The 24,312-nt window shown below is 51.8% G+C and carries 25 protein-coding genes and 2 tRNA genes; 14 read left to right on the forward strand and 13 right to left on the reverse strand.

The genetic code is table 11. The features are described from left to right. Positions 1-135: 135 nt before the first annotated feature. The 3 genes from B5F38_RS06735 to B5F38_RS06745 all read right to left on the reverse strand — a co-directional run bounded on the left by B5F38_RS06735 (position 136) and on the right by B5F38_RS06745 (position 1,780). The gene (locus tag B5F38_RS06735; protein ID WP_087408526.1) at positions 136-672 is read right to left on the reverse strand and encodes a TspO/MBR family protein; all 537 of its coding nucleotides are present in this window, start codon (positions 670-672) and stop codon (positions 136-138) included. A gap of 57 nt (positions 673-729) precedes the next feature. Further along, positions 730-1,638, reverse strand: a complete 909-nt coding sequence (locus B5F38_RS06740; protein WP_087408527.1) for an AEC family transporter — start codon at positions 1,636-1,638, stop codon at positions 730-732. Positions 1,639-1,706: 68 nt separating this feature from the next. Beyond that, positions 1,707-1,780, reverse strand: a tRNA-Thr gene (locus tag B5F38_RS06745). A gap of 325 nt (positions 1,781-2,105) precedes the next feature. Here B5F38_RS06745 and bioB point away from each other — a divergent pair. Continuing rightward, positions 2,106-3,065, forward strand: a complete 960-nt coding sequence (gene bioB / locus B5F38_RS06755) for a biotin synthase BioB (protein ID WP_087408529.1) — start codon at positions 2,106-2,108, stop codon at positions 3,063-3,065. A 134-nt stretch (positions 3,066-3,199) separates the two neighbouring features. Here the strand turns inward: bioB and B5F38_RS06760 are convergent, their stop codons facing one another. The 3 genes from B5F38_RS06760 to B5F38_RS06770 all read right to left on the reverse strand — a co-directional run bounded on the left by B5F38_RS06760 (position 3,200) and on the right by B5F38_RS06770 (position 4,613). Continuing rightward, positions 3,200-3,400 carry a helix-turn-helix transcriptional regulator gene (locus B5F38_RS06760; RefSeq protein ID WP_087408530.1) on the reverse strand — a complete coding sequence of 67 codons (201 nt, stop codon included), beginning with the start codon at positions 3,398-3,400 and terminating at the stop codon, positions 3,200-3,202. Further along, positions 3,390-3,860, reverse strand: a complete 471-nt coding sequence (locus B5F38_RS06765; protein WP_087408531.1) for a hypothetical protein — start codon at positions 3,858-3,860, stop codon at positions 3,390-3,392. Before B5F38_RS06765 ends, B5F38_RS06760 begins: the two co-directional genes overlap by 11 nt. Before the next feature lie 483 nt (positions 3,861-4,343). Continuing rightward, a complete protein-coding gene (locus tag B5F38_RS06770) occupies positions 4,344-4,613 on the reverse strand; it encodes a hypothetical protein (RefSeq protein ID WP_087408532.1) in 270 nt (89 codons plus the stop codon). Positions 4,614-4,792: 179 nt separating this feature from the next. Between B5F38_RS06770 and B5F38_RS06775 the strand changes: the two genes are divergently transcribed. After that, complete coding sequence (locus B5F38_RS06775) at positions 4,793-6,682, forward strand: ABC-F family ATP-binding cassette domain-containing protein (RefSeq protein WP_087408533.1); 1,890 nt, start codon at positions 4,793-4,795, stop codon at positions 6,680-6,682. A gap of 85 nt (positions 6,683-6,767) precedes the next feature. On the opposite strand, the gene B5F38_RS06780 is transcribed toward B5F38_RS06775, so the two are convergent. Together B5F38_RS06780 and B5F38_RS06785 are read right to left on the reverse strand one after the other, a co-directional pair. Further along, positions 6,768-7,211: a methylglyoxal synthase gene (locus B5F38_RS06780; RefSeq protein WP_087408534.1), complete on the reverse strand. Its 444-nt coding sequence runs from the start codon at positions 7,209-7,211 to the stop codon at positions 6,768-6,770. A 12-nt stretch (positions 7,212-7,223) separates the two neighbouring features. After that, positions 7,224-8,588: an MATE family efflux transporter gene (locus tag B5F38_RS06785; RefSeq protein ID WP_087408535.1), complete on the reverse strand. Its 1,365-nt coding sequence runs from the start codon at positions 8,586-8,588 to the stop codon at positions 7,224-7,226. Positions 8,589-9,009: 421 nt separating this feature from the next. Here B5F38_RS06785 and B5F38_RS06790 point away from each other — a divergent pair, with 421 nt between their 5' ends. The 3 genes from B5F38_RS06790 to B5F38_RS06800 all read left to right on the forward strand — a co-directional run bounded on the left by B5F38_RS06790 (position 9,010) and on the right by B5F38_RS06800 (position 11,903). Beyond that, positions 9,010-9,477, forward strand: a complete 468-nt coding sequence (locus B5F38_RS06790) for a hypothetical protein (RefSeq protein ID WP_143240926.1) — start codon at positions 9,010-9,012, stop codon at positions 9,475-9,477. A gap of 426 nt (positions 9,478-9,903) precedes the next feature. Then, on the forward strand, positions 9,904-10,440 hold the full coding sequence (locus tag B5F38_RS06795; protein WP_087408537.1) for a hypothetical protein: 537 nt from the start codon (positions 9,904-9,906) through the stop codon (positions 10,438-10,440). A gap of 134 nt (positions 10,441-10,574) precedes the next feature. After that, positions 10,575-11,903 (forward strand): protein kinase, encoded by a 1,329-nt coding sequence (locus B5F38_RS06800; RefSeq protein WP_087408538.1) that lies wholly within the window; start codon positions 10,575-10,577, stop codon positions 11,901-11,903. Positions 11,904-12,069: 166 nt separating this feature from the next. Here B5F38_RS06800 and B5F38_RS14260 read toward each other — a convergent pair whose 3' ends face one another. The 4 genes from B5F38_RS14260 to nadC all read right to left on the reverse strand — a co-directional run bounded on the left by B5F38_RS14260 (position 12,070) and on the right by nadC (position 15,249). Continuing rightward, the gene (locus B5F38_RS14260) at positions 12,070-12,324 is read right to left on the reverse strand and encodes a hypothetical protein (protein ID WP_143240927.1); all 255 of its coding nucleotides are present in this window, start codon (positions 12,322-12,324) and stop codon (positions 12,070-12,072) included. 552 nt (positions 12,325-12,876) lie between these two features. After that, positions 12,877-13,668 carry a DUF6591 domain-containing protein gene (locus B5F38_RS06810; RefSeq protein WP_087408540.1) on the reverse strand — a complete coding sequence of 264 codons (792 nt, stop codon included), beginning with the start codon at positions 13,666-13,668 and terminating at the stop codon, positions 12,877-12,879. Positions 13,669-13,795: 127 nt separating this feature from the next. Further along, on the reverse strand, positions 13,796-14,104 hold the full coding sequence (locus B5F38_RS06815; RefSeq protein ID WP_087408541.1) for a TM2 domain-containing protein: 309 nt from the start codon (positions 14,102-14,104) through the stop codon (positions 13,796-13,798). A 296-nt stretch (positions 14,105-14,400) separates the two neighbouring features. Then, the gene (gene nadC / locus B5F38_RS06820; RefSeq protein ID WP_087408542.1) at positions 14,401-15,249 is read right to left on the reverse strand and encodes a carboxylating nicotinate-nucleotide diphosphorylase; all 849 of its coding nucleotides are present in this window, start codon (positions 15,247-15,249) and stop codon (positions 14,401-14,403) included. Positions 15,250-15,365: 116 nt separating this feature from the next. Here nadC and rlmH point away from each other — a divergent pair, with 116 nt between their 5' ends. Both rlmH and B5F38_RS06830 read left to right on the forward strand, forming a co-directional pair. Further along, positions 15,366-15,839: a 23S rRNA (pseudouridine(1915)-N(3))-methyltransferase RlmH gene (rlmH, locus tag B5F38_RS06825; RefSeq protein ID WP_087408543.1), complete on the forward strand. Its 474-nt coding sequence runs from the start codon at positions 15,366-15,368 to the stop codon at positions 15,837-15,839. 2 nt (positions 15,840-15,841) lie between these two features. After that, positions 15,842-16,513 (forward strand): DUF2490 domain-containing protein, encoded by a 672-nt coding sequence (locus tag B5F38_RS06830; RefSeq protein ID WP_087408544.1) that lies wholly within the window; start codon positions 15,842-15,844, stop codon positions 16,511-16,513. 24 nt (positions 16,514-16,537) lie between these two features. Here B5F38_RS06830 and hemW read toward each other — a convergent pair whose 3' ends face one another. Next, positions 16,538-17,668 (reverse strand): radical SAM family heme chaperone HemW, encoded by a 1,131-nt coding sequence (hemW, locus tag B5F38_RS06835; RefSeq protein ID WP_087408659.1) that lies wholly within the window; start codon positions 17,666-17,668, stop codon positions 16,538-16,540. Between the two features lie 151 nt (positions 17,669-17,819). On the opposite strand from hemW, the gene B5F38_RS06840 reads away from it, so the two are divergent. The 7 genes from B5F38_RS06840 (at position 17,820) to B5F38_RS06870 (ending at position 24,264) form a co-directional block, all read left to right on the forward strand. Further along, positions 17,820-19,979 carry an elongation factor G gene (locus B5F38_RS06840; RefSeq protein WP_087408545.1) on the forward strand — a complete coding sequence of 720 codons (2,160 nt, stop codon included), beginning with the start codon at positions 17,820-17,822 and terminating at the stop codon, positions 19,977-19,979. A 234-nt stretch (positions 19,980-20,213) separates the two neighbouring features. Further along, a complete protein-coding gene (locus B5F38_RS06845; protein WP_087408546.1) occupies positions 20,214-21,755 on the forward strand; it encodes a HAMP domain-containing sensor histidine kinase in 1,542 nt (513 codons plus the stop codon). Positions 21,756-21,757: 2 nt separating this feature from the next. Next, positions 21,758-22,468: a response regulator transcription factor gene (locus tag B5F38_RS06850; RefSeq protein ID WP_087408547.1), complete on the forward strand. Its 711-nt coding sequence runs from the start codon at positions 21,758-21,760 to the stop codon at positions 22,466-22,468. 183 nt (positions 22,469-22,651) lie between these two features. Beyond that, positions 22,652-23,380 (forward strand): lysophospholipid acyltransferase family protein, encoded by a 729-nt coding sequence (locus B5F38_RS06855; RefSeq protein WP_087408548.1) that lies wholly within the window; start codon positions 22,652-22,654, stop codon positions 23,378-23,380. Between the two features lie 100 nt (positions 23,381-23,480). Next, positions 23,481-23,551 (forward strand) — tRNA-Gln (locus B5F38_RS06860). A gap of 144 nt (positions 23,552-23,695) precedes the next feature. Continuing rightward, positions 23,696-23,989: a hypothetical protein gene (locus B5F38_RS06865; protein WP_087408549.1), complete on the forward strand. Its 294-nt coding sequence runs from the start codon at positions 23,696-23,698 to the stop codon at positions 23,987-23,989. Further along, positions 23,986-24,264: a Txe/YoeB family addiction module toxin gene (locus B5F38_RS06870; RefSeq protein ID WP_087408550.1), complete on the forward strand. Its 279-nt coding sequence runs from the start codon at positions 23,986-23,988 to the stop codon at positions 24,262-24,264. Before B5F38_RS06865 ends, B5F38_RS06870 begins: the two co-directional genes overlap by 4 nt. The last annotated feature ends 48 nt before the right edge of the window (positions 24,265-24,312 follow it).

Below are 24,312 nucleotides of genomic sequence, written 5' to 3' on the forward strand. Positions count from 1 at the left end.
TTTTACGGAAAAACTTGTATGAGATAGAAAAAATCAGGGAGATTCATATCAAAATCTCCCGTTTTATTGTTACTTTTGCATACGAAGAGTTCTTTGAAGGTTACGCAACGCGCAGAAGAATAATGCAGCAGATAACTAACTAAATCGTAACCTATTACTATCATGAGCGATTAACATACGCTCATTCCCAATAAAATACACTCTTTTCGTAACTTCGTTATACAAATATATATACCCGTTGAGATAAGTCGCAAACAAGAGCCACAAAAAATAGGGGACAAAGAGCCACGATGCCGCCTTGTCGCGCGGATAGGCCCCCACGATATAGATTAGCGCGAGCACATCGAGCAGCAGAATATCGACCAGCCCCAGCAACGGATACCTGAAGGTAAAGAAACAGAGACTCCACAAGAAGTTGAGCACCAACTGCACACCCCATATCGTGAAGAGCATGCGGTCGCGGGCCCGATCGATCAAGCGTCCCAACGAGACGCCCATACACACATACAGCAACGTCCAGGCTATGGGAAAGGCCACACCGGGAGGGGTAAGCACCGACTTGTCGAGCCACGGATACCACTCGACCATCGACCGGGCCTGAAACAGACTGCCCGCAAATCCTACCCCCAGACACACCAGTACCGGGAGCAGATAATAGACGATTCTTTTCATCTTTGCTTGTTGTTAAAGAGTTTATCTCTTCAACAAACCGGCGGGCGTAAAGTTTGGTTACAGAAACATCGTCAGCAGCGGAATGCTCACCACCGAGAGCAGCGTGGTGATGAAGGTGCCTTCGGCCATAATCACCTCGCCCCGCTTGTATTTGATGCAGAACAGCGTGCCATACGAGGCTACAGGCATAGCCGACAGTACCACATTGATGTCGGCTATGGTTTCATCGACACGGAATACACGCGAGAGGCACAGGATGAGCAACGGTATCAACATCAGACGCAAAGCCGACATCAGATAAATCGAGGGGTTGCCGAACATCCGGCGGATGGGGACTTGCGCAATCGACGAACCAATAATGAGCAGCGCAGCCGGGACCGTGATATTGCCCAACAGAAGACAAGGTGTGGTAATGACCCGCGAAGGAATCCAGCCGGTCACCACTATCAGAATCGAAAGATACGACGCAATCATGGCCGGACTGTACAGCGTACTCCAGTCGAAGCGCATCTTTCCCTGGTCGCCCGAAATGAAAAGGGTTCCGAAAACAAAAATCAGCAACGTACTGGGGAAATTGAGTATACAGGCATAAAATACGGCACTGGGACCAAAAATCGAGGCCACGATGGGGTACCCGATGAAACCCACATTGCCAAAGGCCAGCATGAAACTGTATATGCCCCGTTCCATAGGCTTGACCGGCATATAGTGCGGCAACAGAAACGCCGCCCCAATCAAGAGAATATAGGTGGCAAAACCGACAACGAGCAGAGGCAGAATCAGGGTCTTGTCGGGAAGCGTGTCGCCCATCACCGACGAGAGTATCAGACAGGGACAAGTGACATTGATTACCAAGTTGGACAACTTGCGGTCAAAATCCGCATCCATCATATTCATCTTGCTCAAAGCATAACCGACGATTACCAGGATGAACAGGATAATCATCTGTGTGATTATAGCCTCCATCGTATACTCTACCTTAAAAAATACCCTATAAAAGAAAAAGGCACCCGTTTCTGGTGCCTTATCTTTTGAGCCTCTTGTCGGATTCGAACCAACGACCCCGAGATTACAAATCACGTGCTCTGGCCAACTGAGCTAAAGAGGCAGGTGGGTAAGCTATCTACATCGCGCCGCTACAACCGGCTACCCTTGCTGCGGTCAAGCCCTGGGGGATTCACAAGGAGCTGGCCGTATAGGACTTACCCGGGCACAAAAGTAGATATTTTTTCGCAGATAGCAATAGTATTGTACAAAAAAATTTACCACTTTCTCGTATCTTCCTAAGAACAAAACATTTAACTTAGGCCTAAGTCTCTCACATTTTTCCACAGTCCATTTTATCGAGGACATTTACTCCGATTGTTCAACAAAAAAATCTACATTTGTACTCCCGAAACCCGATTGTGATTCGGGACATAAAACCGAAAACCATGCTACAAGAGATTAAAAACCGTATATTGGCCGGCGGAGAGATTACTCCCGACGAGGCCATCGACCTGGCTCTGCATGCCGACCGCGCCGAGCTCTACGCCGCGGCCGACGAGATTCGCCGGAAGTTCTGCAACCGCACCCTCGACAGTTGCTCCATTATCAATGCCCGCTCGGGTCACTGCCCCGAAAACTGCAAGTGGTGTGCCCAGTCGGCTCACTACAACACCCACATCGAAACCTACGACGCCATACCCGAAGAGGAGGCCATGACGATGGCCCGGCTCCACGAGTCGCAGGGCATCAAGCGGCTCTCGCTCGTGACCAGCGGCCGCAGCGTGCAGGGCTCCGACCTCGACTACTTCTGCAACCTGTACCGCCGCATGGGTCGCGAAACCCACCTGCAGCTGTGTGCCTCGATGGGTCTGCTCAAGCGGGAGGAGCTGCAAAAGCTGAAAGAGGCCGGCGTGAAGCGCTACCACTGCAACCTCGAGACCGCCTCGTCCTACTTCCCCGAACTCTGCACCACGCACACCTCGGAACAGAAAAAGGAGACCATCCGCGCAGCCCAGGAGGTGGGGCTCGAAATCTGCTCGGGCGGTATCATCGGCATGGGCGAGACTCTGCAGCAACGCATCGAGCTGGCCTTCGAACTGAAGGAGCTGGGCGTCTGCTCCGTACCCATGAACATCCTCAGCCCCATACCGGGCACCCCGCTCGAACACACGGCCCCCATCAGCGACGAAGATATACTGGTGACCATCGCCATCTTCCGCTTCGTGCTGCCCCGCGCCTTCATCCGCTTTGCCGGTGGCCGGGCACGCCTCTCGCGCGACACTCAGAAACAGGCCCTGCAGGCCGGACTCAACGGTCTGCTCATGGGCGACATGCTCACCACTCTGGGGTCGGGCGTCAACGACGACAAGGCCCTGATTGCCGAGGCCGGATACGACCCGCTGTAAAAAGCGACAGACGGTCATAACAACCGGGGCTCCCCACTCTGCCCCACACTGCATAAAAAGGCTGTTGCCCCTCGCGAGGCAGCAGCCTTTTGCCGTTTATTCAAATTCAATCTCTCGGGGTATTCCCCCGCCGTTCAGTCGCCCGGTTCCAGCTGGAAAATCTGCTCGACCGGTTTCTGGAATACCTGGGCAATCTTCAAAGCCAAGATGGTCGAGGGGACAAACCGCCCCGTCTCGATGGCATTGATGGTCTGCCGGCTCACACCGGTAGCTTCGGCCAGTGCCTGCTGGGTCATGCGAAGTTCGGCCCGTTCGGCCCGTATCCTATTCTTCATGGCTCAACGATTTTTTAAGGCGCCACAACTTCACCTCATACACTACCAAAAAGACCAGCAAGACCGTGAATATATTCCCGATCATGACATACAGATAGTCGAGTTCATAGAAACAGAGAGCCGACACGACCACAAAGGCCGTATTCAAATAAAGCGCAACCAGCAACGAGTTGAGCCGCACCTGAGTGATGAGCTCGTCCTCAATCGGCTCGCGCGAACAGACCACAAACAGACTGCCCACGCTGATGCCTATGATGGCTATGTTGTTGAGGAGACCGATCATCACATTCGATGTCAATACCCGATACAACCCGCTGGCGGGGTCTATCCCCTTCAGCAAATAGGTGGGGAAACCGTTGCAACCGTCGACAAACATCATAAGCCCGATAATAAAGGTGGGAATGAGAATAGCCCAACCGACTTTCTTAAAGCTGTGGGGCAACAGAAAAATCTTTTTCATAAGCATGACTGATTTCGGTTTGTAAATAGATGGATTTCTCTCACGCCACAAATGTAAAGTTTATTTTACATTTTGACAAACTTACACGACAAAATTATTATTAAAAAATTTAACCCGGAATAGTTCCTGTGCGGGTGATGTAAAGGGAAATTCACCTCTCCCCCTGTATATTCTGCAAGAAAATATAGGGGTGGTGGCACGCAGTAACGAAGGGTTTCCTCTTCTGCGCTTCCTGTAAATGCCAAGAAGTTACATTTAAACTCTCCCCCTGTATTTTCTTGCAGAAAATACAGGGGGAGGAGTTTTAATATATTCCCTGTCAGCCTCCTTTTTCATTCCTTTTTTCACCCCCTCGCGGCGTGGCACCTCTCCTCTATTGCCGATGCGACATAGAGGAGAAACTTAAAACTATCCATTTATTATTCTTATGAGAGTCTGGTAGTGAACGGAAAAATATTCTTTTGTCTATTTCCCCGCTGATTTTTACTGTTCCCATGAAAAAAGATAAAGGCGAGAAGGATTTCCCGCAAGACCTTGCACTTCCGACCAAATGCTTAACAGTCTTGCAATAACGGATAATGTCGGCGTTGTGTGTGTTTTTTTGTGTTTCAGGTAGATAGATAGGATAACAAGATTGGTAGCACTCACGACGATTGCGTCACTGAGCACAATCAAACTTTGCAAAGATAGGACTTTATTCTTAATTGCAACTATTTTTATCGTTATTTTTTTTGCAAAAAAAAGATTTTTCATTCGGTTTTTATCTTCAGACTCAATGACAGAATGGATTCCATGACGATTTTACCAAACATACCGCACAACCCAAACACACGAGACCATGCCCCACCCTCCCCTTTTTCACCACCGACCGACAGAGTCATTTGCCCAATCGCTACTTTTGTCGTAAATTTGAGTCCGTTTAACATCAGACTATGATCAGTTACTTACAGATAGAGAATCTTACCAAATCGTTTGGCGACCGCATCTTGTTCGAAAACATATCGTTGGGTATCGGCGAGGGCGACCGCGTGGGACTCATTGCCAAAAACGGAGCGGGCAAAACCACTCTGCTCAATATACTGGCCGGGAAGGAGGATTACGACAACGGGCAAATCACCTGCCGCAACGGATTGCGGGTAGGCTATCTGGAACAGTCGCCCTCGTACGCTCCCGAGCTGACAGTCATCGAAGCCTGCTTCCAGTCCGACAACGAGACGGTGCGCCTCATCGCCGACTACGAACGGGCCCTGCAGGCCAACGACCCCGACCGGCTGCAAGAGCTGCTCGACCGCATGGAGCACGCTAAGGCCTGGGACTACGAACAACGGGCCAAACAGATACTCTCGCAACTCAAGATCACCCACTTCGACCAACCGGTACGGGAGCTTTCGGGCGGGCAGTTGAAGCGTCTGGCGCTGGCCAACGTGCTTATTACCGAACCCGACCTGCTGATTCTCGACGAGCCTACCAACCACCTCGACATCGATATGACCGAGTGGCTCGAGGAGTTTCTGCGACGCTCCAACACCACACTGCTCATGGTCACCCACGACCGCTACTTCCTCGACCGAGTGTGCAACCAGATTGTCGAAATCGACGACCGCACCCTCTACAACTACAAGGGCAATTACAGCTACTACCTCGAGAAGCGCGAGGAGCGCATCGAGATACACAATGCCGAGATAGACCGCGCCCGCAACCTCATGCGTACCGAACTGGAGTGGATACGCCGGCAGCCTCAGGCCCGGGGCACCAAAGCCAAATACCGCATCGACGCCTTTGCCGACCTGCAGGAGAAGGCCCGCCGCGAAAAAGCCGCCGGGCAGGTGCGGCTCGAGGTGAAATCGTCGTACATCGGCTCCAAGATTTTCGAGGCCAAGGGTATCACCAAGAGCTTCGGCGACCTGAAGATTATCGAGGACTTCGACTACACCTTCACCCGTTACGAAAAGATGGGTATCGTGGGCAATAACGGTACGGGCAAGTCGACCTTTATCAAGATGCTTATAGGCCAGGTACAGCCCGACCGGGGCCGGTTCGACATCGGCGAGACGGTCAAGTTCGGCTATTACAGCCAGGAGGGCATGCAGTTCAACGACCAGATGAAGGTAATCGACGCCGTGCGCGACATCGCCGAGGAGATTTCACTGGGCGACGGCCGCAAGCTCTCGGCCTCGCAGTTCCTGCAACACTTCCTCTTCACCCCCGAGACCCAGCACAACTACATCTACAAACTGAGCGGCGGCGAGCGGCGGCGACTCTACCTCTGCACGGTACTCATCAGCAACCCCAACTTTCTGGTGCTCGACGAGCCCACCAACGACCTCGACATCGTCACCCTCAACGTGCTCGAAGACTATCTGCGCAACTTCAAGGGGTGTGTGATTGTCGTCTCGCACGACCGCTATTTCATGGACAAGGTGGTCGACCACCTGCTGGTATTCCGGGGAAATGGCGTACTAAAGGATTTTCCCGGCAACTATACCGACTATCGCGAATGGCGCGAGGCTCAGGAGCAGAAGGCCCGCAACGAACAGGCCGAACGCACCCGCCAGGAGAGCAAAAAGGCGGCCCCCGAAAAACGGACCTCTGCCGAGAACAGCCGCCGGCGCCTCTCGTTCAAGGAGAAGAAGGAGCTCGAGCAACTCGAAACAGAGATTGCCGCACTCGAGGAAGAGAAGAAGAGCATCGAGACCGCCCTCTGCAGCGGTACCCTCGGGGTAGACGAGCTGACCGAAAAATCGAAACGGCTGCCCGAGGTCAACGACCTGCTCGACGAGAAGACCCTGCGCTGGCTCGAACTGAGCGAAATCGAGGGATAACCACCTACACATACACGAAGCGGGCACGGCACCGTCTCACTGGAGAACGGCCGTGCCCGCTTGACGTATATATCCAAAGAACCTCTTATCGTTTGAAATAGATGTATTTCGGTTCGCTGGGCACATAGCTATCGTCGTCCCACAGCGTGCTCGTAATCATCAAATCGGCGCTGTACCGGTTGCAGGCAATAGGCACATTGTGCACCCGACACTGACGCAACAGCATCTGTATATCGGCCTCGTGCGGTTGCGGGTTGAGATCGTCGATAAGGAAGATGGCCAAGTCGACCTGATGGCGTACCACCAGTGCGGCAATCTCGGCATCGCCACCCAACGGGCCCGAGTTCATGCAGGTAACATCGGCGGGGATATTCAACTCCTCAAAAGCCTCCTTAACCAAATGTCCCGTCGTACCCGTACACACCAGATGATGGTGCGACAGCAACTCGGCATTGTGTTTCACCCACTCCACCATATCGGCTTTGCGGTTATCATGCGCAACCAGCGCAATGGTTAATCTCTTTTTCATAGCTCCTTACTTTTAAGATTGAACACTTTGATATTTTCTGTGGATAGACCGCTGGTGTATCATCAGCACCACGACGGCTATCACGAATGCAATGAAATCGGATATGGGCATGCTCCACCACACCCCGTTGGTCGACCAGTAATCGGGCAATATCAGCAGCAACGGCAGCAGGAAAAGCAACTGCCGCGACAGGGAGAGAAATATCGACACCGGCGCCCGCCCTATCGACTGGAAGAAGTTGGAAATCACAATTTGACAACCCACAAAGGGGAACATGGCACAACAGATGCGCAACCCCACCACCGACAAGTCTACCAACTCTTCGCTCGTAGTAAAGAGGGCCACGATGGCATGGGGAAACAACTCGCTCAAGATAAAGCCCACGGTCATTACCGACACTCCAGCCGTGATGCCGTAGCGCAACACCTTGCGCACCCGGTCGTACTGCTTGGCACCGAAGTTGTAACCCACGATAGGCTGCATGCCCTGGGTAATACCCATCACAATCATCACAAAGAGCATGAGCGTGCGGTTCACGATACCATAGGCACCGATGGCCAGGTCGCCGCCCGTACGCTGCAACGCGTTGTTGATGAAGATCACCACCACGCAGGCACACACGTTCATCAGGAAGGGCGACATGCCTATCGAGAAAATCTTGCCTACCACCCGGGCCTTCAGCCGGGCATAACGGCGGTCGAAGTGAACGAAACTGTTTTTATTGGAAAAGTGCACCAGCACCCACACCATGGCTACCGTTTGCGAAGCTACCGTGGCCAGTGCAGCCCCCCGGATGCCCCAACCCAGCGAGAAGATGAAGATAGGGGCCAATATCACGTTGCACCCCACCGTAAGCAGCGACGAGAGCATGGCCTTGCGGGGATAACCCGTGGCCCGCATCACGTTGTTGAGACCGATAAAGACATAGGTAATGGGGGTACCCAGCAGAATCACCTGCATGAAGTCGCGGGCGTAGGGCAACGTGTCGTGACTGGCACCGAAGAAGAGCAGAATGGGATCGAGAAACAGGAAGGTCAACCCACCGAAGCAGATGGCATTGACAATGCACATGAACAACACATTGTGCACTACCTCGGTAGCCCGCACCTGGTCGCCCTGCCCCAGGAAGATGGAGCTGATGGTGGCACCGCCTATACCCACCAGCGTACAAAAGGCAACCACCAGGTTCATCAACGGGAAGGTAATGGCCAGACCGGCGATAGCCAACGCCCCTACTCCATGGCCGATAAAGATACTGTCGATGATGTTGTAGAGCGATGTAACAGTCATCGCGATAATAGCCGGCACCGAATACTGTACCAACAGTTTACCGATAGGCTCGGAACCGAGAATCAATGGGGAAGTACGATCTGTCATAGTTTTTCCTAATTTCGCAATTATGCCAACAAAAACAGAACCCGATGAGCAAAGCCCTGTTGCAGGCCCCGTTCTATCTTTGTCTCTCCGCGACAAAGGTACAAATTATTCGGCACCCTTGGCATGAACATAAGTATTTTATAACAAATCGGTATTTTTAATAAAACACACAGAGTGCAACAGTTGTTCGCAAACCGCACATGACACACTCGTCTACGACATTATCCCTCTCGCATACACCCCACGCACCATCGCGGTTCATTAAAAAAATTAAATTCTCCGAAAACAGAACTGTTTTTTGCAACTCCTTGTTATATTTGCGAAAGGAACAGGGAGTCTCGGTCACGTACGGCACGCGGCGACAACCCGCAAGAGCCTCCGTTCCAATCTGTTATCCAAACCGTTAATTCGAAAAGAGACAATGAAAAAGCTTTTATTATTGGTTATCATAAGTTTAGCTCTGTTCTCCTGCGAGGGTCCCATGGGTCCGCAAGGTCCGCAGGGAGTACCGGGCGAAGGCATGTACTGGAAATACTACACCTACACCGTGAAGTCGCAAGACTGGGAACTCGTCACCACCGAAGACGGGCTCAACACCTACTACATGTATGTATTCCAAAATGCCGACATCACCGACGACCTCTACCTCAACGGCTACGTGCTGGGCTACCTGGTACAATCGCCGGGCACCAACGACGAGGTCATCACCCCCCTGCCCTACACCATACACCGGGGCAGCACCGACACCCAGAGCGGCCAGGAGATGCTCTGGACCGAGACCTACACCTACGACTACATGCCGGGCAGCGTGGCCTTCTATGTGCAATACAGCGACTTTGCCCAACAGCGCCCCGAGGATATGGTATTCCGCCTGGTGCTCAACAATTAGGAATCCTGTAAAACAAAGACAAATAAATCTCATTTCGAGGCTGTACCCGGCAAACGAGTGCGGCCTCGAAGTGTATATGGGCCCTGCCACTCCTTATATTACTTCCTCCCCGGCTCAATTCAAAATCAGTCTCTCGTTTTTGGCCGGCTATCGAAGCCGGACATAGAAGGACCCACACCGGCCAATAAAAAGGGGAATATCCACTCCCATCCGGCCATACGACCAAAAGGATAACCCAGATAATCAAGACAATAAACATCCACCCCAATAAAACGGCTGCAGCCACCACATTTTGAGAAACTTTGCAAATTCGCGGTCCTTTTTGGTTCTTTGTTTGCATCTGTTTGGTTTCTGTAAAGATTATTATCTATCTTCGCTATTGATATGGCAGTACAAACAGATTTACCCCAAATAGCAGCCCTGAAGATGGCTGCAGAAAAGCGTTTCGGTCACAAGATCGAGAGCCGATCCGACTTTACCCTTTTCGGTGCAGAGATTGAACGTGTCACCAACGAACATCTGGCCGACAACACCCTGCGCCGCCTTTGGGGGTGCATCAAAGGGTATAGCACCACCTATACCCGCACGCTCGACGTGCTATGCCGTTACATCGGGTTCAACCACTGGGAGGCATTCTGCAGCCATCTGAAACAGGACTCCAAAACCGAATCGGACATTCTGCAAAGCCATCACTCCATCCGGGTCGAGGAACTCGCCCCGGGCGACCGGCTACGCATCGGGTGGCTGCCCGACCGCGTGTGCATCATCGAATTTCAGGGCGGTCGCACCTTCAAGGCCATCGACTGCAAAAACTCTACCTTGCAAAACGGCGACAGCTTCGAGTGCAGCATACTGATGAAACACTATCCGCTCTTTGTCGACAATCTGGTACATGGGGGCGAACTGTGCCAGCGATATGCCATGGGCCTCGACAACGGGCTGACCATTCTCGAGAAACTGTAATCCGGGTTTACCACCCGGTAACGGCATCGCACCGCTCACCGATTATTGCCTGTCCGCCAATTTCTATTACCATATTTTTTTCAGACTCTCATTATAATCGCTATATTTACTCCCCGAACTACAAATAGCGAATCATGAGGATATATTCCAAGCCCACATACCTGGAAACGGCGCCGTCCGATACGTCCATCACCATTCTGGGGACAATCAGCGAAGGGCGCATGTTCCGCATCTACAAGGCGCAGAAAGGGACCAAGTATATTATCCTCAAGACACCGATTGCCGACGATTCGATGCTGCTCGAGATTCTTCGCCGGGAATACGAGCTGTCCTGTAACCTGAATCACCCCTGCATTGTCAACACCCTGGAGTTCAACCCCAGCACCCCCGTGGGGCCGGCCATTGTCATGGAATATATCGACGGCCTGACGCTCGACGAATTTGTGGCGACCAATCCCACTCTGGATGAGCGCAAATCGGTGCTCAACGACATTCTCGATGGGATGGACTACCTGCACCACCGCGGCATCATACACAACGACCTGAAGCCCGACAACATCATTGTCAACGGCAACAAGGCGGCCCGCATCATCGATTTCGGGTTCTCGGCCAGCGCCGACAGCGCCTACAAAGGCTACATCGGCGGCTCCGACGGATACACCGCCCCCGAGATTCTCAATGGCACCGGGTCGGCCGGGACGACCTCCGACATCTTCACGCTCGGCCGCCTGATAAACCTGATTTTCGGAGGCCGCAAATATGTGCATATAGCCCGCCGGTGCAGCCAGACAGACCCGTCGGAACGGCCCCGGAACATACAGGCCCTGCGTGCCCTGATCAAACGCCGGGACCGCCAGCCGCTCATCATTGCATCGGTCGCCGCCGTGCTCATCGTGGCCGCATCGGTCACGGCATCCCTTATCCATCGGCACAACGAAACGATGCAAATCGAGCAACGCATTACCCAAGGCATCGACTCGGTATATCAGAAAACGGCCAATAAAATCAAGGCACAGACCCTGCAGGACTCTATCCAAACCGAAAAGCAGATTGTCGAAAAAGTAGCCTCCTATACCCAGGAGACCGAGCAGGACCGACTCGCCCAAAAGCTGCAACGCCGGGAAGTGCTCCGCAAGCGTTTCGAAAAAGAATTCGCCCCCTATTACGAACCTGCAATTGCCCAGATAAAAAAACAGAAATACAAGGAAATGGCTATCATGCACGCCGGTCCCTATTACAGATTCATGACGCCCTACCTGAAATCGATTGCTCTGAAATATCCGCCACACCCCGACGGCACAGTGGCCGAAGAGACCGATGTGGCCTTTGCGGTATACACCCGCCAACATCACACCATCGACTCGCTGTGCTCCTCGCTACCCACCGTCAACACCCTCCCACCCGCGCAGCACGACTCGCTCGTACGCATAATGGCCCGATTGGGCAAGGAGCTGGGATTCTGACCACTCGCAAACAAAACGAGCCCCGACTTTACAATCGGAGCCCGTTCCTCTTTTCACAACGTTGATATTAGATTATACAGCAATCCCCTCTACAAGCATAGTATTAGACCCACTAAAAGCCGAAACTTTTAGCACCTGTATCTTTTCTGAACCAGACAACAATCGGCTACATGAATTGTATCCACTTCACCAGCTTGTTATTGGCATCGAAATAGAAGTAGCAATAATCTTTGTTGTTATTGACCTCATAGTGGTAATCGCCAAAGATGTTATACTCTTTCTTCATGTCCAGGAACTTCAAGGAGTAGCATTTGAGTCCACCTTTATTACCCATAAAGACGAACCGGCTCGTACCGATTTTGGAGGCATACTCTTCCACGGCCGATTTCGGCATGCCCTTATAGAAGTCGTTGAAAACCATAGACTCCGCTGTTTTGTTAATGATACATCTGGTTTTACCGTCCTTCGTAGCCAACACGGCACATATAATGGGCTTGTTCACACTTCCCCGACAAATACCATATGCATCCATGTCCTTCATACGAACCAAAAAGATTTTCCCCGAGACAAAAAAATTAAAAGACTGGAGCACATTTTGTGATTTCAAATATTGCAAGGTCTCCCCCGAAAAAGTAGGTATCAGCCGCACCGTCTTACCCAACTCGCCAAAATCATCGATTTCCCAAGTCATTCTATCGCAGAGTATCGGTTGGCCGTTAACGATAAGAGCGTCTGTGGGCAAACTGATAGGAGTTGTCCCTTCAATAATATCAAAATCGTCGTATGCGAACAGGCTTACCGAAGTTAACAGCCCCACCAGCAAAAACAAAATTTTTTTCATAACCGAATATTTTATGTGTGTATATATCAATCTGCGTAGCTCTCCGGTACCCCATCGCCCGCCGAGGCATGAGCACCCGGCATCCACGAAATTGTCTGCCGGGTCTCACTCCTCGAGATGCGATGAAAAAAGTTAGTTCATGTTTTGTGCAGCCTGAAGCATCTTCTGGTTAATCTTATTGAACCGGCTTAATTGAGCAGGAGACAATTTGCTCGTAGCATCCGCCATTTTCTGGCTGACCTCCTGAGCCTTGCTCATATAACTCGTATACTCCGACACGGCACTCAAATCGCCGGCACTGGCCTTTTTCAGTAACGAGATGTACATATCGACATACTCTTCATACGAATCCAGCAGGGAATCCCAATCTTCTGAACCGCTATCGCTGGAAACTGCTGTGTCGCTGGAATCGCTATCCGATACAGAAGTATTGTCTCCCGCTTCCACAGTAATATCGGCAGTAGCAGCAGGCATAAACTTAATTGTTTCTTTGAAATATTCTTGTGAATAGCCCGGGCGTTCAAACACGAATACAGCCGTGTCACCCACATTTCCCGTAAGGAATTTCTTAAACTTAAGTTCATCTTCACTCTTCATCGACACTGTTGACATATTACCTTCTTCTTCATTAAGAAGATCAATATCAGCACAACCTATAAAGTTTTCAAAGTTAATATCACGAGCATCCACACCTTTAATTCCGTCTTGTACCAGTCTTAAGGTAACCTTGAGATAAATACCCTTATCATCCATAAATGTCAACTCGGCAGGTTGATCTACTACCTCCACATATTTTGCAATCTCTCCGGAAGAAAACTCGGTAAATGTTGGAGTAATGGTTTTGGTTTCTTTTCCAGATCCCGAACAAGATGCCATCATAGCCACAATAGCGGCAAGTCCAAATACAAAAAGAGTCTTTTTCATAATAGTTTTGTTTAATTTAAATGGTTGTTTAGATTTTGTCTTTACTGTCTTTATATTACAGATTGGGGATAAATTACCCGTGACACGTCATCAAGCATTTCACGGTTCAAACAAGGTTCCGATCGTTTTACCAATTCAGCAAGGTACGACCCTCTTTGTCGGTGAACTTGCCGGCCAAGATCATAATCCAGTCGATGAAGGTCCAGATACCCAATCCACCGAGCGTGAACAACATGGCTATGGCCGTTCCCGTTTTCCCTACATAGAAACGGTGTGCACCCAGACTACCTAAAAAGAAACAGAAGAGGAAAGCGACCAAACGGCTCTTCTCACTGGCTCCCGACTTTACATCGCTATTGATTCCCGTAGGTGTTCCACATTTGGGGCAAGCTACCGAACCTTCTTCAAGGTTAGCTCCACATTTTTGACAATACATAGTTTTTAATATTTAAGGTGAATACTAATAAATGTTGATTTTTCTGCAAATATCTATATTCACCCTTAAAAAACCATAGCCCTTTTTGGGCCTAGTTTTAGGACTTAGGAATATATCTACCTCATTTTCAACAATAAATACATCCAAATACATAGTCCTATCCCGGGAACATGCAGGACCTTCCTCTGGATGCAGTGCCACGCATCGCCTACCGCGCGGCACGAGACAGAAAACAAAAGCGCCCTGAAAGTGTTGTAACTTTCAGGGCGCTGCCTATTGATAAAACGATTATTTGCTTAACAAGCCTTGAAGCTCATGTCGAGCCCTTTCACCGAGTGGGTGAGCGCACCCACCGAGATGAAGTCGACGCCGCACTCGGCGTAGTCGCGGATGGTGTCGTAGGTGATACCGCCCGACGACTCGGTTTCGTATTTGCCGCCGACAATCTTCACCGCTTCGCGGGTGAGCTCGGGCGAAAAGTTGTCGAGCATGATGCGGTCGACGCCGCCCACGCGCATCACTTCGCGCAGCTCATCGAGGTTGCGCACCTCGATTTCGATTTTCAGGTCTTTGCCTTTCTCTTTCAGATAGTGGTGACAGCGGGTGATGGCATTCTCGATACCGCCGGCAAAGTCGACGTGATTGTCTTTCAACAGAATCATGTCGAAGAGTCCGATGCGGTGGTTCACCCCGCCGCCTATCTTCACGGCAGCCTTCTCGAGCATGCGCATGCCCGGGGTAGTCTTGCGGGTGTCGAGTATGCGGGTGTGCAGCCCCTCGAGCCGCTTCACATAGCGGCGGGTCATGGTGGCGATACCGCTCATGCGCTGCATCACGTTGAGCATGAGGCGCTCGGTCTGCAACAGCGACTGGATGCGCCCCTCGACTACAAAAGCCACATCGCCGGGTTTTACCTCGGCACCGTCTTCGATATAGACGGTCATCTTCAACTCGGGGTCGAAGCGGTGGAATATCTCGCGGGCTACCTCTACACCGGCCAATACGCCGGGCTCCTTAATCAGCAATTTCGATTTTCCCATGGCCGTTGCGGGTATACAACACAAGGTCGTGTGGTCTCCGTCGCCTATATCCTCGGCAAATGCCAGGTCGATCAACTCGTCGACCAACTGCTCGGTAGTTTTCATATCTTTCTGTTTTTATATTTTTTAAACAACCGCAAAGATAACACAAGGGAAAGAGCAAAACAAGTTTGATTTTACTCTTTGTTTATAGTAATTTTGCAGAAAATTTACAAAACGGCATGAAAATATCGCTACTGGTCGTAGGAAAAACGGTGGAACCGTACTTTGTCGCAGGCATCGAGGAGTACAGCAAACGGCTCGCGCACTATGTGCCGTTCGAGACGATTGTCATCCCCGAACTGCGCAACACCAAAAGCCTCAGCACCGACCAGCAAAAGGAACGGGAGGCCGACCTCATCCTGAAGGCGCTGCAGCCCGGCGACTACATCGTGCTGCTCGACGAGCACGGCAAGGAGTTCACCTCGATGCAGTTTGCCGCCTATCTCGAAAAGAAGATGGCCAACGTGGCCAGACGGCTGGTCTTCGTCGTGGGGGGCCCCTACGGATTTTCCGACCGTATCTACCAGACGGCTCACGAAAAGATTTCGCTCTCGAAGATGACCTATTCGCACCAGATGATTCGCCTCATCTTCACCGAACAACTCTACCGGGCCATGACTATTCTCAACAACGAACCTTATCATCACGAATAAGCATGAAACGGTTTTTCTACCAATCAATCCTCACCGCAGCCCTGTTGCTGGCCTGCACCGCCCCGGAGGCCCATGCCCGGGAATACAGCAGTCAGGTGGGCTCGTTGTGGAACTTCACCGTGTCGAAACAGTTCGGCCGGGTGAACCTGCAACTGCAGCAAAACGTATGGACTCTGGGCAAATACTACGAGCGCTACATGCCCATCTTCACGGTATCGTATACCGCCATACCCAAGTATTTGAAATTGAACGTGCTCTACTATTACATGAACCAGCAGACTCCCCCGGGCACCTACAAGAACCGCAACCGGTACCACCTGGGGGCTACCTTCTCCTACCCGGTGAACCGGTGGTCCATGTCGCTCAGCTCGCGATTCGAGTCGACCTACACGGTGGGCACCAGCAAACCGGTGAACAAGTGGCGGAACAAGTTGCTCTTCAGCTACGCCATCCCCGACAGTCGCTGGACCCCCTTCTTCCACGCCGACATATTCCTCATGCTCAACGGCAGCCACGCCGGTGAGTTCGACCGGGTATGGTACGACGCCGGAGTCGAATACCGCATCGACAACAAAAACGCCATCGAGTGCAAGGTGCGTGAGGAGCACCTCATCAGCACGGCTCCCCAGCAACTCAACACCTTTATTTCATTTGGCTATAAGCTGAAGCTGTAAGCAGAGAGAAAGAGACATCACCCCTTAATCGACCCAGAAGAGGTCGCTCATCACATCGTCGGAGGTGAAGATACCCTGGCGGGTAATACGCATCACACCGTTGTCGATAGCGAGCCGTCCGCCCCGCAAGTGCGGCTGTGCCTGCTCGAGACAATATTGCAGACGCTCCTCGCCGAAGTCGGCCCGCAACCGTTCCAAATCGAGACCCCAGCAGGTGCGCAGCGAGGTAAGGATACGCTCGTTGTAGAGGCTGTCGCGGCTCTCGCACTCCTCGTCGCAGGCCGTTCGCCCCGACTCGACAGCCTCGACATACCTGCGCAACGAAGCGGGATTGATGCGCCGCACCCGACCGTCGTAGCTGTGAGCCGCCGCACCAAGCCCCAGGTAGGGCACCCCGGTCCAGTACGAGGTATTGTGCCGGGCATACCGCCGGTCGCGGGCAAAATTGGAAATCTCGTAGTGCTCATATCCGGCAGCGGCCAGCCGGTCTATCAGTTCGTCGAACATCCGCAGCGACAACTCCTCGTCACACTCCTTCACCTCGCCCCGCTCGCGCATGCACCACAGGGCCGTGCCCACCTCATAAATAAGACTGTAAGCCGAGATATGCGGCACGCCCAGCGATACCGCCTGTTGCAGATTGGCCTGCCATCCCTCGAGGGTCTGGCCCGGCAGTCCATAGATGAGGTCGATGCTGAGGTTGTCGTAGCCGGTCGCCTGGCAAAGCTCCACCGCCTCGACAGCCCCCCGGGCCGTATGGCGCCGGCGCAGGAAGGCCAGGTCGGCATCGGAGAAACTCTGCACACCCATACTCAAGCGGTTGACCGGCGTATCGGCCAGCGACGCGACAAACTCGGGAGTCACATCATCGGGATTCGCCTCGAGGGTCACCTCGCTGCACGCCCCCCAGTCGACCACCGTCGAGAGGGCGTCGAACAGTCGGGCCCGCTCGGCCACCGTGAGCGTCGAGGGTGTCCCCCCGCCCAGATAGACGGTCGACACCGGCTCTCCCCCCAGCTCGTCGCGACGCAACTGCAGTTCGCGGCACACCGCCTCGACATAGCGCCCGCGCCACGACGAGTCGGTCGACGAAAAGAAGTCGCAATAGACACAGCGACTCGTACAAAACGGAATATGTATATAGATACCAGCCATCAAGGTGCAAAAGTACAAAACTTCGATTCACAAACAATGTTTTGTAACATAGTTTGCACCGTTGCTTTTTCGGAATATAATTTCTAATTTGCGAACGCTTTGTTTCAAACGCGCCACAAGCGTTCTTGTTTTATCAAAAAACTTTAATATCATGAAAGTTTACCAATCTCACGAAATCAAAAACATCTCCCTCTTGGGAAGTAAAGGCTCGGGTAAGACCACCCTCGCAGAAGCTATGCTCTACGAGTGTGGTGTAATAAAACGCCGCGGGACCGTCGAAGGTAAGAACACCGTATCGGACTATTTCCCTGTGGAAAAAGAGTATGGATACTCGGTATTTTCCACAGTTTTTTATGCCGAATTTTTAGGAAAGAAACTAAACGTGATCGACTGCCCGGGAGCCGACGACTTCGTGGGTAGCGCCATCACCGCCCTCAATGTAACGGATACGGGAGTCATCGTCATCGACTCGCAATACGGTGTCGAGGTAGGAACTCAAAACATCTTCCGTACAGCCGAAAGCCTGAATAAACCCATTCTTTTCGCCATGAACCAACTCGACGGCGAAAAGGCCGATTACGAAAACGTAATCCACCAGATGCGCGAGACATTCGGCAACCGAATCGTTCAAGTGCAATACCCGCTCAGTTGCGGACCGTCGTTCAACGCCATGATCGACGTACTGCTTATGAAAATGTATAGCTGGTCGCCCGAAGGCGGCAAGCCCACCATATCGGACATTCCCGAAAGCGAAATGGAAAAAGCTCGGGAACTGAATCAAAAACTGGTCGAAGCCGCTGCCGAAAACGACGAGACCCTGATGGAGAAATTCTTCGAACAAGGCTCCTTGACCGAAGACGAGATGCGCGAAGGTATCCGCAAGGGATTGGTAACGCGCAGCATCTACCCCGTATTCTGTGTGAGCGCCCTGCGCGACATGGGTGTGCGTCGTATGATGGAGTTCCTCGGCAACGTGGTTCCCTTCGTATCGGAGATGCCAAAACCCGTGAACACCGCAGGCGAAGAGGTAGCCCCCGACGCCAACGGCCCCACGAGCCTCTTCTGCTTCAAGACAACAGTCGAGCCCCACATCGGCGAAGTCTCCTACTTCAAAGTCATGTCGGGTACGGTACATCAGGGCGACGACCTCGTGAACGTAGATCGTGGCGACGGCCGCGAGCGGTTGGCCCAGCTCTTCTGCGTGTGCGGCCAGATACGCACCCCGGTCGAAGAACTCCAGGCCGGCGACATAGGCGCTTCGGTCAAGCTCAAAGACGTGCGCACGGGCAACACCCTCAATGCCAAAGGCTGTGAATATCACTTCGACTTCATCAAATACCCGGCTCCCAAATACCAGCGGGCCATCAAGCCGGTCAACGAGGCCGATGCCGAGAAGCTGAGCGAAATCCTCACCCGCATGCACGAAGAGGACCCCACCTGGCAAATCGAGCAATCGAAAGAGCTGAAACAGACCATCGTCTCGGGACAGGGCGAATTCCACCTGCGCACCCTCAAATGGCGTATCGAAAACAACGACAAACTCGCTGTCGAATTCATCGAGCCGCGCATCCCCTATCGCGAAACCATTACCAAGGCTGCCCGTGCCGACTACCGCCACAAGAAACAGTCGGGTGGTGCCGGACAGTTCGGCGAGGTTCACCTCATCGTCGAGCCCTACTACGAAGGTATGCCGGCTCCCGACACCTACAAGTTCAACAACCAGGAGTACCGCATGAACGTGCGCGACACCCAGACCATCGACCTCGAGTGGGGCGGCAAGCTGGTGGTTTGCAACTGTATCGTGGGCGGTGCCATCGATGCCCGCTTTATCCCGGCCATCGTCAAGGGATTGATGGACCGCATGGAGCAAGGCCCCCTCACCGGCTCGTATGCCCGCGACGTGCGTGTATGTATCTACGACGGTAAGATGCACCCGGTAGACTCGAACGAAATCTCCTTCCGCCTGGCCGGCCGCAACGCCTTCAGCGAAGCCTTCCGCAACGCCGGGCCCAAGATTCTCGAGCCCGTTTACGACGTAGAGGTGCTCACCCCGTCGGATGTCATGGGCGATGTGATGAGCGACCTGCAAGGGCGCCGCGCCATCATCATGGGTATGGCCAGCGAAAAGGGTTTCGAAAAGATTACCGCCAAGGTACCCTTGAAAGAGATGTCGTCCTACTCGACCGCACTCAGCTCGATTACCGGCGGCCGCTCGTCGTTCTCGATGAAATTCGCCTCGTACGAACTCGTTCCTTCCGACGTTCAAGAGAAGCTGCTCAAGGCCTACGAAGCTGAACAAACCGACGAATAAAGCCCCGTTTTGTTAAATAATTAAAAAGCCACTGGTTTTTCCCAGTGGCTTTTTTGCATATAAACACTTATTTGTTAAATTTGCGGGAAAGTGTTAAACAATAAGCTTTTATAGGTTTTCATAAAATAAAACAAAAATAGCGGATTCGGTGTTTATGTAATAAATTTGTGCAAATGATGTAAAAAACACAAGCACCGCACCCGTTCAACCGGAAAAAACAAAGAGGCAAACGCAATGAAAAAGTCAACAATCTGGCTACTGGCCATCATTATGGCACTCACGTTTATCGGGTTGCTCTATATACAAATCATGTATATGGAGAACATGATAAAAATGAGGAACGAGCAATTTACCGAAGCCGTTAAACGGAGCCTGTATGCGGTATCGACAAGCCTCGAACTGGACGAAACGCAACGCTATCTGGACGAGTACCTGGAAGAAGAGGAAAAGAAAATGCTCTCCTCTTACGAACAGAGAAACGACCAGCAAGACATCACTACGCACCATCAGTTCTCCATCGTGTCGCCCGACGGTTCGGTGGCGAGCTTCTCTTTCCGCGAGCAGACGAGCACCATCATCACCCCGGCAGCTCCGCAGCCCAAGGACCACAACACCCTCATCAGCACCTACCGCAACATGCAAGAGGCCCGCAAGGGACAATACCTCTACCAGAAGGGGCTGCTCAACGAGGTGATACTCAACATGCTCAGCAAGGCCAGCACGCGGCCCGTGATGGAGCGTATCGACATCAAGAAACTCGAGACCTACCTGAAATCGGAGTTTGAGAACAACGGGCTCAACCTGCCGTTCCAGTTTGCCATCTACAACAAGAACGAAAAGATTCTTTACAGTTCCAACCAGTACGATCCCAAGATCGAAGGAAACCTCTTCACCCAGGCCATCTTCCCCAACGATCCGCCGGCCCGTATCAACTACCTGAAGGTCTACTTCCCCACCAAGCGGAACTACATATCGAGCTCGGTCAAGTTCATGATACCCTCGTTTGCCTTCACCTTCATCCTGTTGGTAACCTTCCTGTTTACCATCATCGTAGCCTTCCGCCAGAAGAAGCTCACCGAGATGAAAAACGACTTTATCAACAACATGACCCACGAGTTCAAGACCCCTATCTCGACCATATCGCTGGCGGCCCAGATGCTCAACGACCCCTCGGTGGCCAAGAGCCCGGCCCTGTTCCAGCACATCTCGGGCGTCATCAACGACGAGACCAAGCGGCTGCGCTTCCAGGTCGAGAAGGTGCTGCAGATGTCGATGTTTGACCGGCAGAAGACGCTGATGAAACTGCACAACGTCGACGTGAACGACATCGTGACCAGCGTAATGAGCACCTTCAAACTGAAGGTCGAGAAGTATGGCGGCGTAATCGACGCCGACCTCGAAGCCGAAGATGCCATCGTATCGGTCGATGAGATGCACTTTACCAACGTCATCTTCAACCTGCTCGACAACGCCGTGAAATACCGCCGCGAAGAGGAGCCCCTCTCGCTCTTCATCCGCACCCGCACCATCGGCGACAAGGTCGAGATTTCGATTCGCGACAACGGTATAGGCATCAAACGGGAAGACCTGAAAAAGATATTCGACAAGTTCTATCGCGTATCTACCGGCAACCGCCACGACGTGAAAGGTTTCGGACTGGGCCTCGCCTACGTCCACAAAATCATCACCGACCTCAAGGGCGACATCCGCGTAGAGAGCGAGATTAACCAAGGTTCGACATTTATAATTACACTACCACTAATAAAAAACAAATGATTATGGAAGAAAGATTGCGTATTCTACTCTGCGAAGATGATGAGAATCTGGGCATGCTGTTAAGAGAGTATCTGCAAGCCAAAGGCTATGCCGCCGACCTCTTCTCCGACGGTGAAAGCGGATACAAGGCATTCCTCAAAGGCAAATATGACCTGTGCGTGCTCGACGTGATGATGCCTAAAAAAGACGGATTCACACTGGCCCAAGAGATTCGTACCGTAAACAGCGAAGTCCCCATCATATTCTTGACTGCCAAGTCGCTTAAAGAAGACATCCTCGAAGGTTTCAAAATCGGTGCCGACGACTATATCACCAAGCCCTTCAGCATGGAAGAGCTCGTGTTCCGTATCGAAGCCATCCTGCGCCGCGTAAAGGGCAAGAAGGGCAAAGAGGTGACCATGTACAAGATCGGACGCTTCACCTTCGATACCCAGAAACAGGTTCTCGCCATCGACGACAAAAGCACCAAACTCACCACCAAGGAGTCGGAGCTGCTCAGCCTCCTGTGCGCTCACGTCAACGAGATTCTCGAGCGGAACTTCGCCCTCAAGACCATCTGGATCGACGACAACTACTTCAACGCACGAAGCATGGATGTCTACATCACCAAACTGCGTAAACACCTCAAAGACGACCCGTCGATCGAAATCATCAACATCCACGGCAAGGGCTACAAACTCATTGCCCCCGATGTAGAAGCCAAAACGAAATAAACCTCGTCTGCACAAACTCCTGAAAAGGCGGCCCGCAAAGCCGCCTTTTCTTATGTCCGACAACCTGGTCCGGAGCCGACACGACACACCCCGGCCATCAATTCATCGTCTTAAAATTTGTTTCTACCTCGGGGGTACACTATCTTTGCAACCAAACCACATCAAACGAAAAAGAAACAGTCCATGTTACGTATCCTTACATTCCTATACCAGTGGCTCATCGCCATGCCTATCCTGCTCGTACTCACCCTGCTCACCGCCATCATCACCCTCATCGGGTGCCGCCTGGGCAAAGGCAACGTCTGGGGCTACTACCCCGCCCACATCTGGTCGCGGCTCTTCTGCATCTTCTCGCTGGTACGTATCGAAGTACGCGGGCGCGAAAACATCGACAAAAATACCTCCTATGTATTCGTGGCCAACCACCAGGGAGCCTACGACATATTTCTCATCTACGGCTACCTCAACCACAATTTCAAGTGGATGATGAAAAAGAGCCTGCGCCACATCCCCTTCGTGGGGAGCGCCTGCGCCGCCGCCGGCCATATCTTTGTCGACAACTCCACCCCCAGCGGTGTGAAAGAGACCCTGCAACAGGCCGAAGCCACCCTGCAGGGCGGCATGTCGCTCGTCGTATTCCCCGAGGGAGCCCGCACCTGGACCGGTGCCATGCGTCCCTTCAAACGCGGAGCCTTCCAGCTGGCCGTAGAGTTTTCGCTCCCCGTGGTACCCCTCACCATCGACGGAGCCTTCGCCGTGATGCCCCGCACCACCTACAACTTCAAACCGGGAAAAATCATCCTCACCATACATCCGCCCATCTATCCCGATAAGAATCAAGGACATGACCTCGACCGGCTGATGAAAGAGTCGTATCAGGTAATCGAATCGGCTCTCCCGTTGAGAGGATGAAGTGTAAAAAAAATATTAAACACGAGAAAATTTGTGCCTCTAATGATGGCCATATAAAAATAAAATTGCAACTTTGCAGTCGCAAAACAAAAACAAAGCTTGTCCGGTGGTGTAATGGTAGCACTTCGGATTCTGGTTCCGCCTGTGAGGGTTCGAATCCTTCCCGGACAACAAAAAACCACCTTCTTTCTCGAAGGTGGTTTTTTTGTATACACTACGATATATTGTATATATGATATATATGATATATATGATATATATGATATATATGATATATATGATATATCTTTGCTACATACAGAAAGGAGAAAAGACATGGAGACTACATTAAAGAGAAAAAACATAGACCTCCCCGTGGATACATTGAAAAAATTGTCGATAATGGCCGTAGCTCAAGGGAAGAGTTTGAAAGCCTATATCGAACAACTGCTCATTTCAAAAGCCAACAGCATAAACATAGAGGTGAGCGAAAACCCATCACCCTCGGGCGACACGTGGTTCGACAACCCCGAAAACATGGAATCGGTAAAGCGAGGAATAAACGAAATGAAAGCCGGCAAAGGTAGAACCTGCACGACAGAGGAGATAAAGAAACTCCTAGAGTTATGAATTACCGATTGATACTTACTCCCGAAGCCGAACAACATTTGCTTGCGTGGAAAAAATCGGGGCAAAAGAAAACACTCCAGAAAATAGTCTCCCTCTTCGAAGAGTTGCAACAGCACCCCACAACCGGTACCGGGCAGGACGAGGCTCTGAAAGGTAACCTGCAAGGGTTTTGGAGCAGACGCATCGACAAAGGTTCCCGACTCATTTATCGAATCGACGACGACATCGTTACCGTATTTGTGGTTTCGCTCAAAGGGCATTACGGAGAAAAATAAGGTTTCCTATCTTATTCGTTCCTCGCCTTTCACTATATTTACAGAATA

The sequence above is a fragment of the Barnesiella sp. An22 genome (assembly GCF_002159975.1).
In the GTDB taxonomy this organism is placed as follows: domain Bacteria; phylum Bacteroidota; class Bacteroidia; order Bacteroidales; family Barnesiellaceae; genus Barnesiella; species Barnesiella merdigallinarum.

What these genes read in the sequence shown, in the direction of transcription:
- bioB (WP_087408529.1), top strand. Translation starts at nt 2,106, where the DNA reads ATGCTACAAGAGATTAAAAACCGTATATTGGCCGGCGGAGAGATTACT.
- B5F38_RS06790 (WP_143240926.1), top strand. Translation starts at nt 9,010, where the DNA reads ATGAAAAAGCTTTTATTATTGGTTATCATAAGTTTAGCTCTGTTCTCC.
- B5F38_RS06870 (WP_087408550.1), top strand. Translation starts at nt 23,986, where the DNA reads ATGAATTACCGATTGATACTTACTCCCGAAGCCGAACAACATTTGCTT.
- B5F38_RS06850 (WP_087408547.1), top strand. Translation starts at nt 21,758, where the DNA reads ATGGAAGAAAGATTGCGTATTCTACTCTGCGAAGATGATGAGAATCTG.
- B5F38_RS14260 (WP_143240927.1), bottom strand. Translation starts at nt 12,324, where the DNA reads ATGGTTTTCAACGACTTCTATAAGGGCATGCCGAAATCGGCCGTGGAA.
- B5F38_RS06775 (WP_087408533.1), top strand. Translation starts at nt 4,793, where the DNA reads ATGATCAGTTACTTACAGATAGAGAATCTTACCAAATCGTTTGGCGAC.
- B5F38_RS06800 (WP_087408538.1), top strand. Translation starts at nt 10,575, where the DNA reads ATGAGGATATATTCCAAGCCCACATACCTGGAAACGGCGCCGTCCGAT.
- B5F38_RS06865 (WP_087408549.1), top strand. Translation starts at nt 23,696, where the DNA reads ATGGAGACTACATTAAAGAGAAAAAACATAGACCTCCCCGTGGATACA.
- B5F38_RS06855 (WP_087408548.1), top strand. Translation starts at nt 22,652, where the DNA reads ATGTTACGTATCCTTACATTCCTATACCAGTGGCTCATCGCCATGCCT.
- B5F38_RS06830 (WP_087408544.1), top strand. Translation starts at nt 15,842, where the DNA reads ATGAAACGGTTTTTCTACCAATCAATCCTCACCGCAGCCCTGTTGCTG.
- B5F38_RS06765 (WP_087408531.1), bottom strand. Translation starts at nt 3,860, where the DNA reads ATGAAAAAGATTTTTCTGTTGCCCCACAGCTTTAAGAAAGTCGGTTGG.
- B5F38_RS06795 (WP_087408537.1), top strand. Translation starts at nt 9,904, where the DNA reads ATGGCTGCAGAAAAGCGTTTCGGTCACAAGATCGAGAGCCGATCCGAC.
- B5F38_RS06735 (WP_087408526.1), bottom strand. Translation starts at nt 672, where the DNA reads ATGAAAAGAATCGTCTATTATCTGCTCCCGGTACTGGTGTGTCTGGGG.
- B5F38_RS06845 (WP_087408546.1), top strand. Translation starts at nt 20,214, where the DNA reads ATGAAAAAGTCAACAATCTGGCTACTGGCCATCATTATGGCACTCACG.
- hemW (WP_087408659.1), bottom strand. Translation starts at nt 17,668, where the DNA reads ATGGCTGGTATCTATATACATATTCCGTTTTGTACGAGTCGCTGTGTC.
- B5F38_RS06815 (WP_087408541.1), bottom strand. Translation starts at nt 14,104, where the DNA reads ATGTATTGTCAAAAATGTGGAGCTAACCTTGAAGAAGGTTCGGTAGCT.
- rlmH (WP_087408543.1), top strand. Translation starts at nt 15,366, where the DNA reads ATGAAAATATCGCTACTGGTCGTAGGAAAAACGGTGGAACCGTACTTT.
- B5F38_RS06770 (WP_087408532.1), bottom strand. Translation starts at nt 4,613, where the DNA reads ATGAAAAATCTTTTTTTTGCAAAAAAAATAACGATAAAAATAGTTGCA.
- nadC (WP_087408542.1), bottom strand. Translation starts at nt 15,249, where the DNA reads ATGAAAACTACCGAGCAGTTGGTCGACGAGTTGATCGACCTGGCATTT.
- B5F38_RS06760 (WP_087408530.1), bottom strand. Translation starts at nt 3,400, where the DNA reads ATGAAGAATAGGATACGGGCCGAACGGGCCGAACTTCGCATGACCCAG.
- B5F38_RS06785 (WP_087408535.1), bottom strand. Translation starts at nt 8,588, where the DNA reads ATGACAGATCGTACTTCCCCATTGATTCTCGGTTCCGAGCCTATCGGT.
- B5F38_RS06810 (WP_087408540.1), bottom strand. Translation starts at nt 13,668, where the DNA reads ATGAAAAAGACTCTTTTTGTATTTGGACTTGCCGCTATTGTGGCTATG.
- B5F38_RS06840 (WP_087408545.1), top strand. Translation starts at nt 17,820, where the DNA reads ATGAAAGTTTACCAATCTCACGAAATCAAAAACATCTCCCTCTTGGGA.
- B5F38_RS06740 (WP_087408527.1), bottom strand. Translation starts at nt 1,638, where the DNA reads ATGGAGGCTATAATCACACAGATGATTATCCTGTTCATCCTGGTAATC.
- B5F38_RS06780 (WP_087408534.1), bottom strand. Translation starts at nt 7,211, where the DNA reads ATGAAAAAGAGATTAACCATTGCGCTGGTTGCGCATGATAACCGCAAA.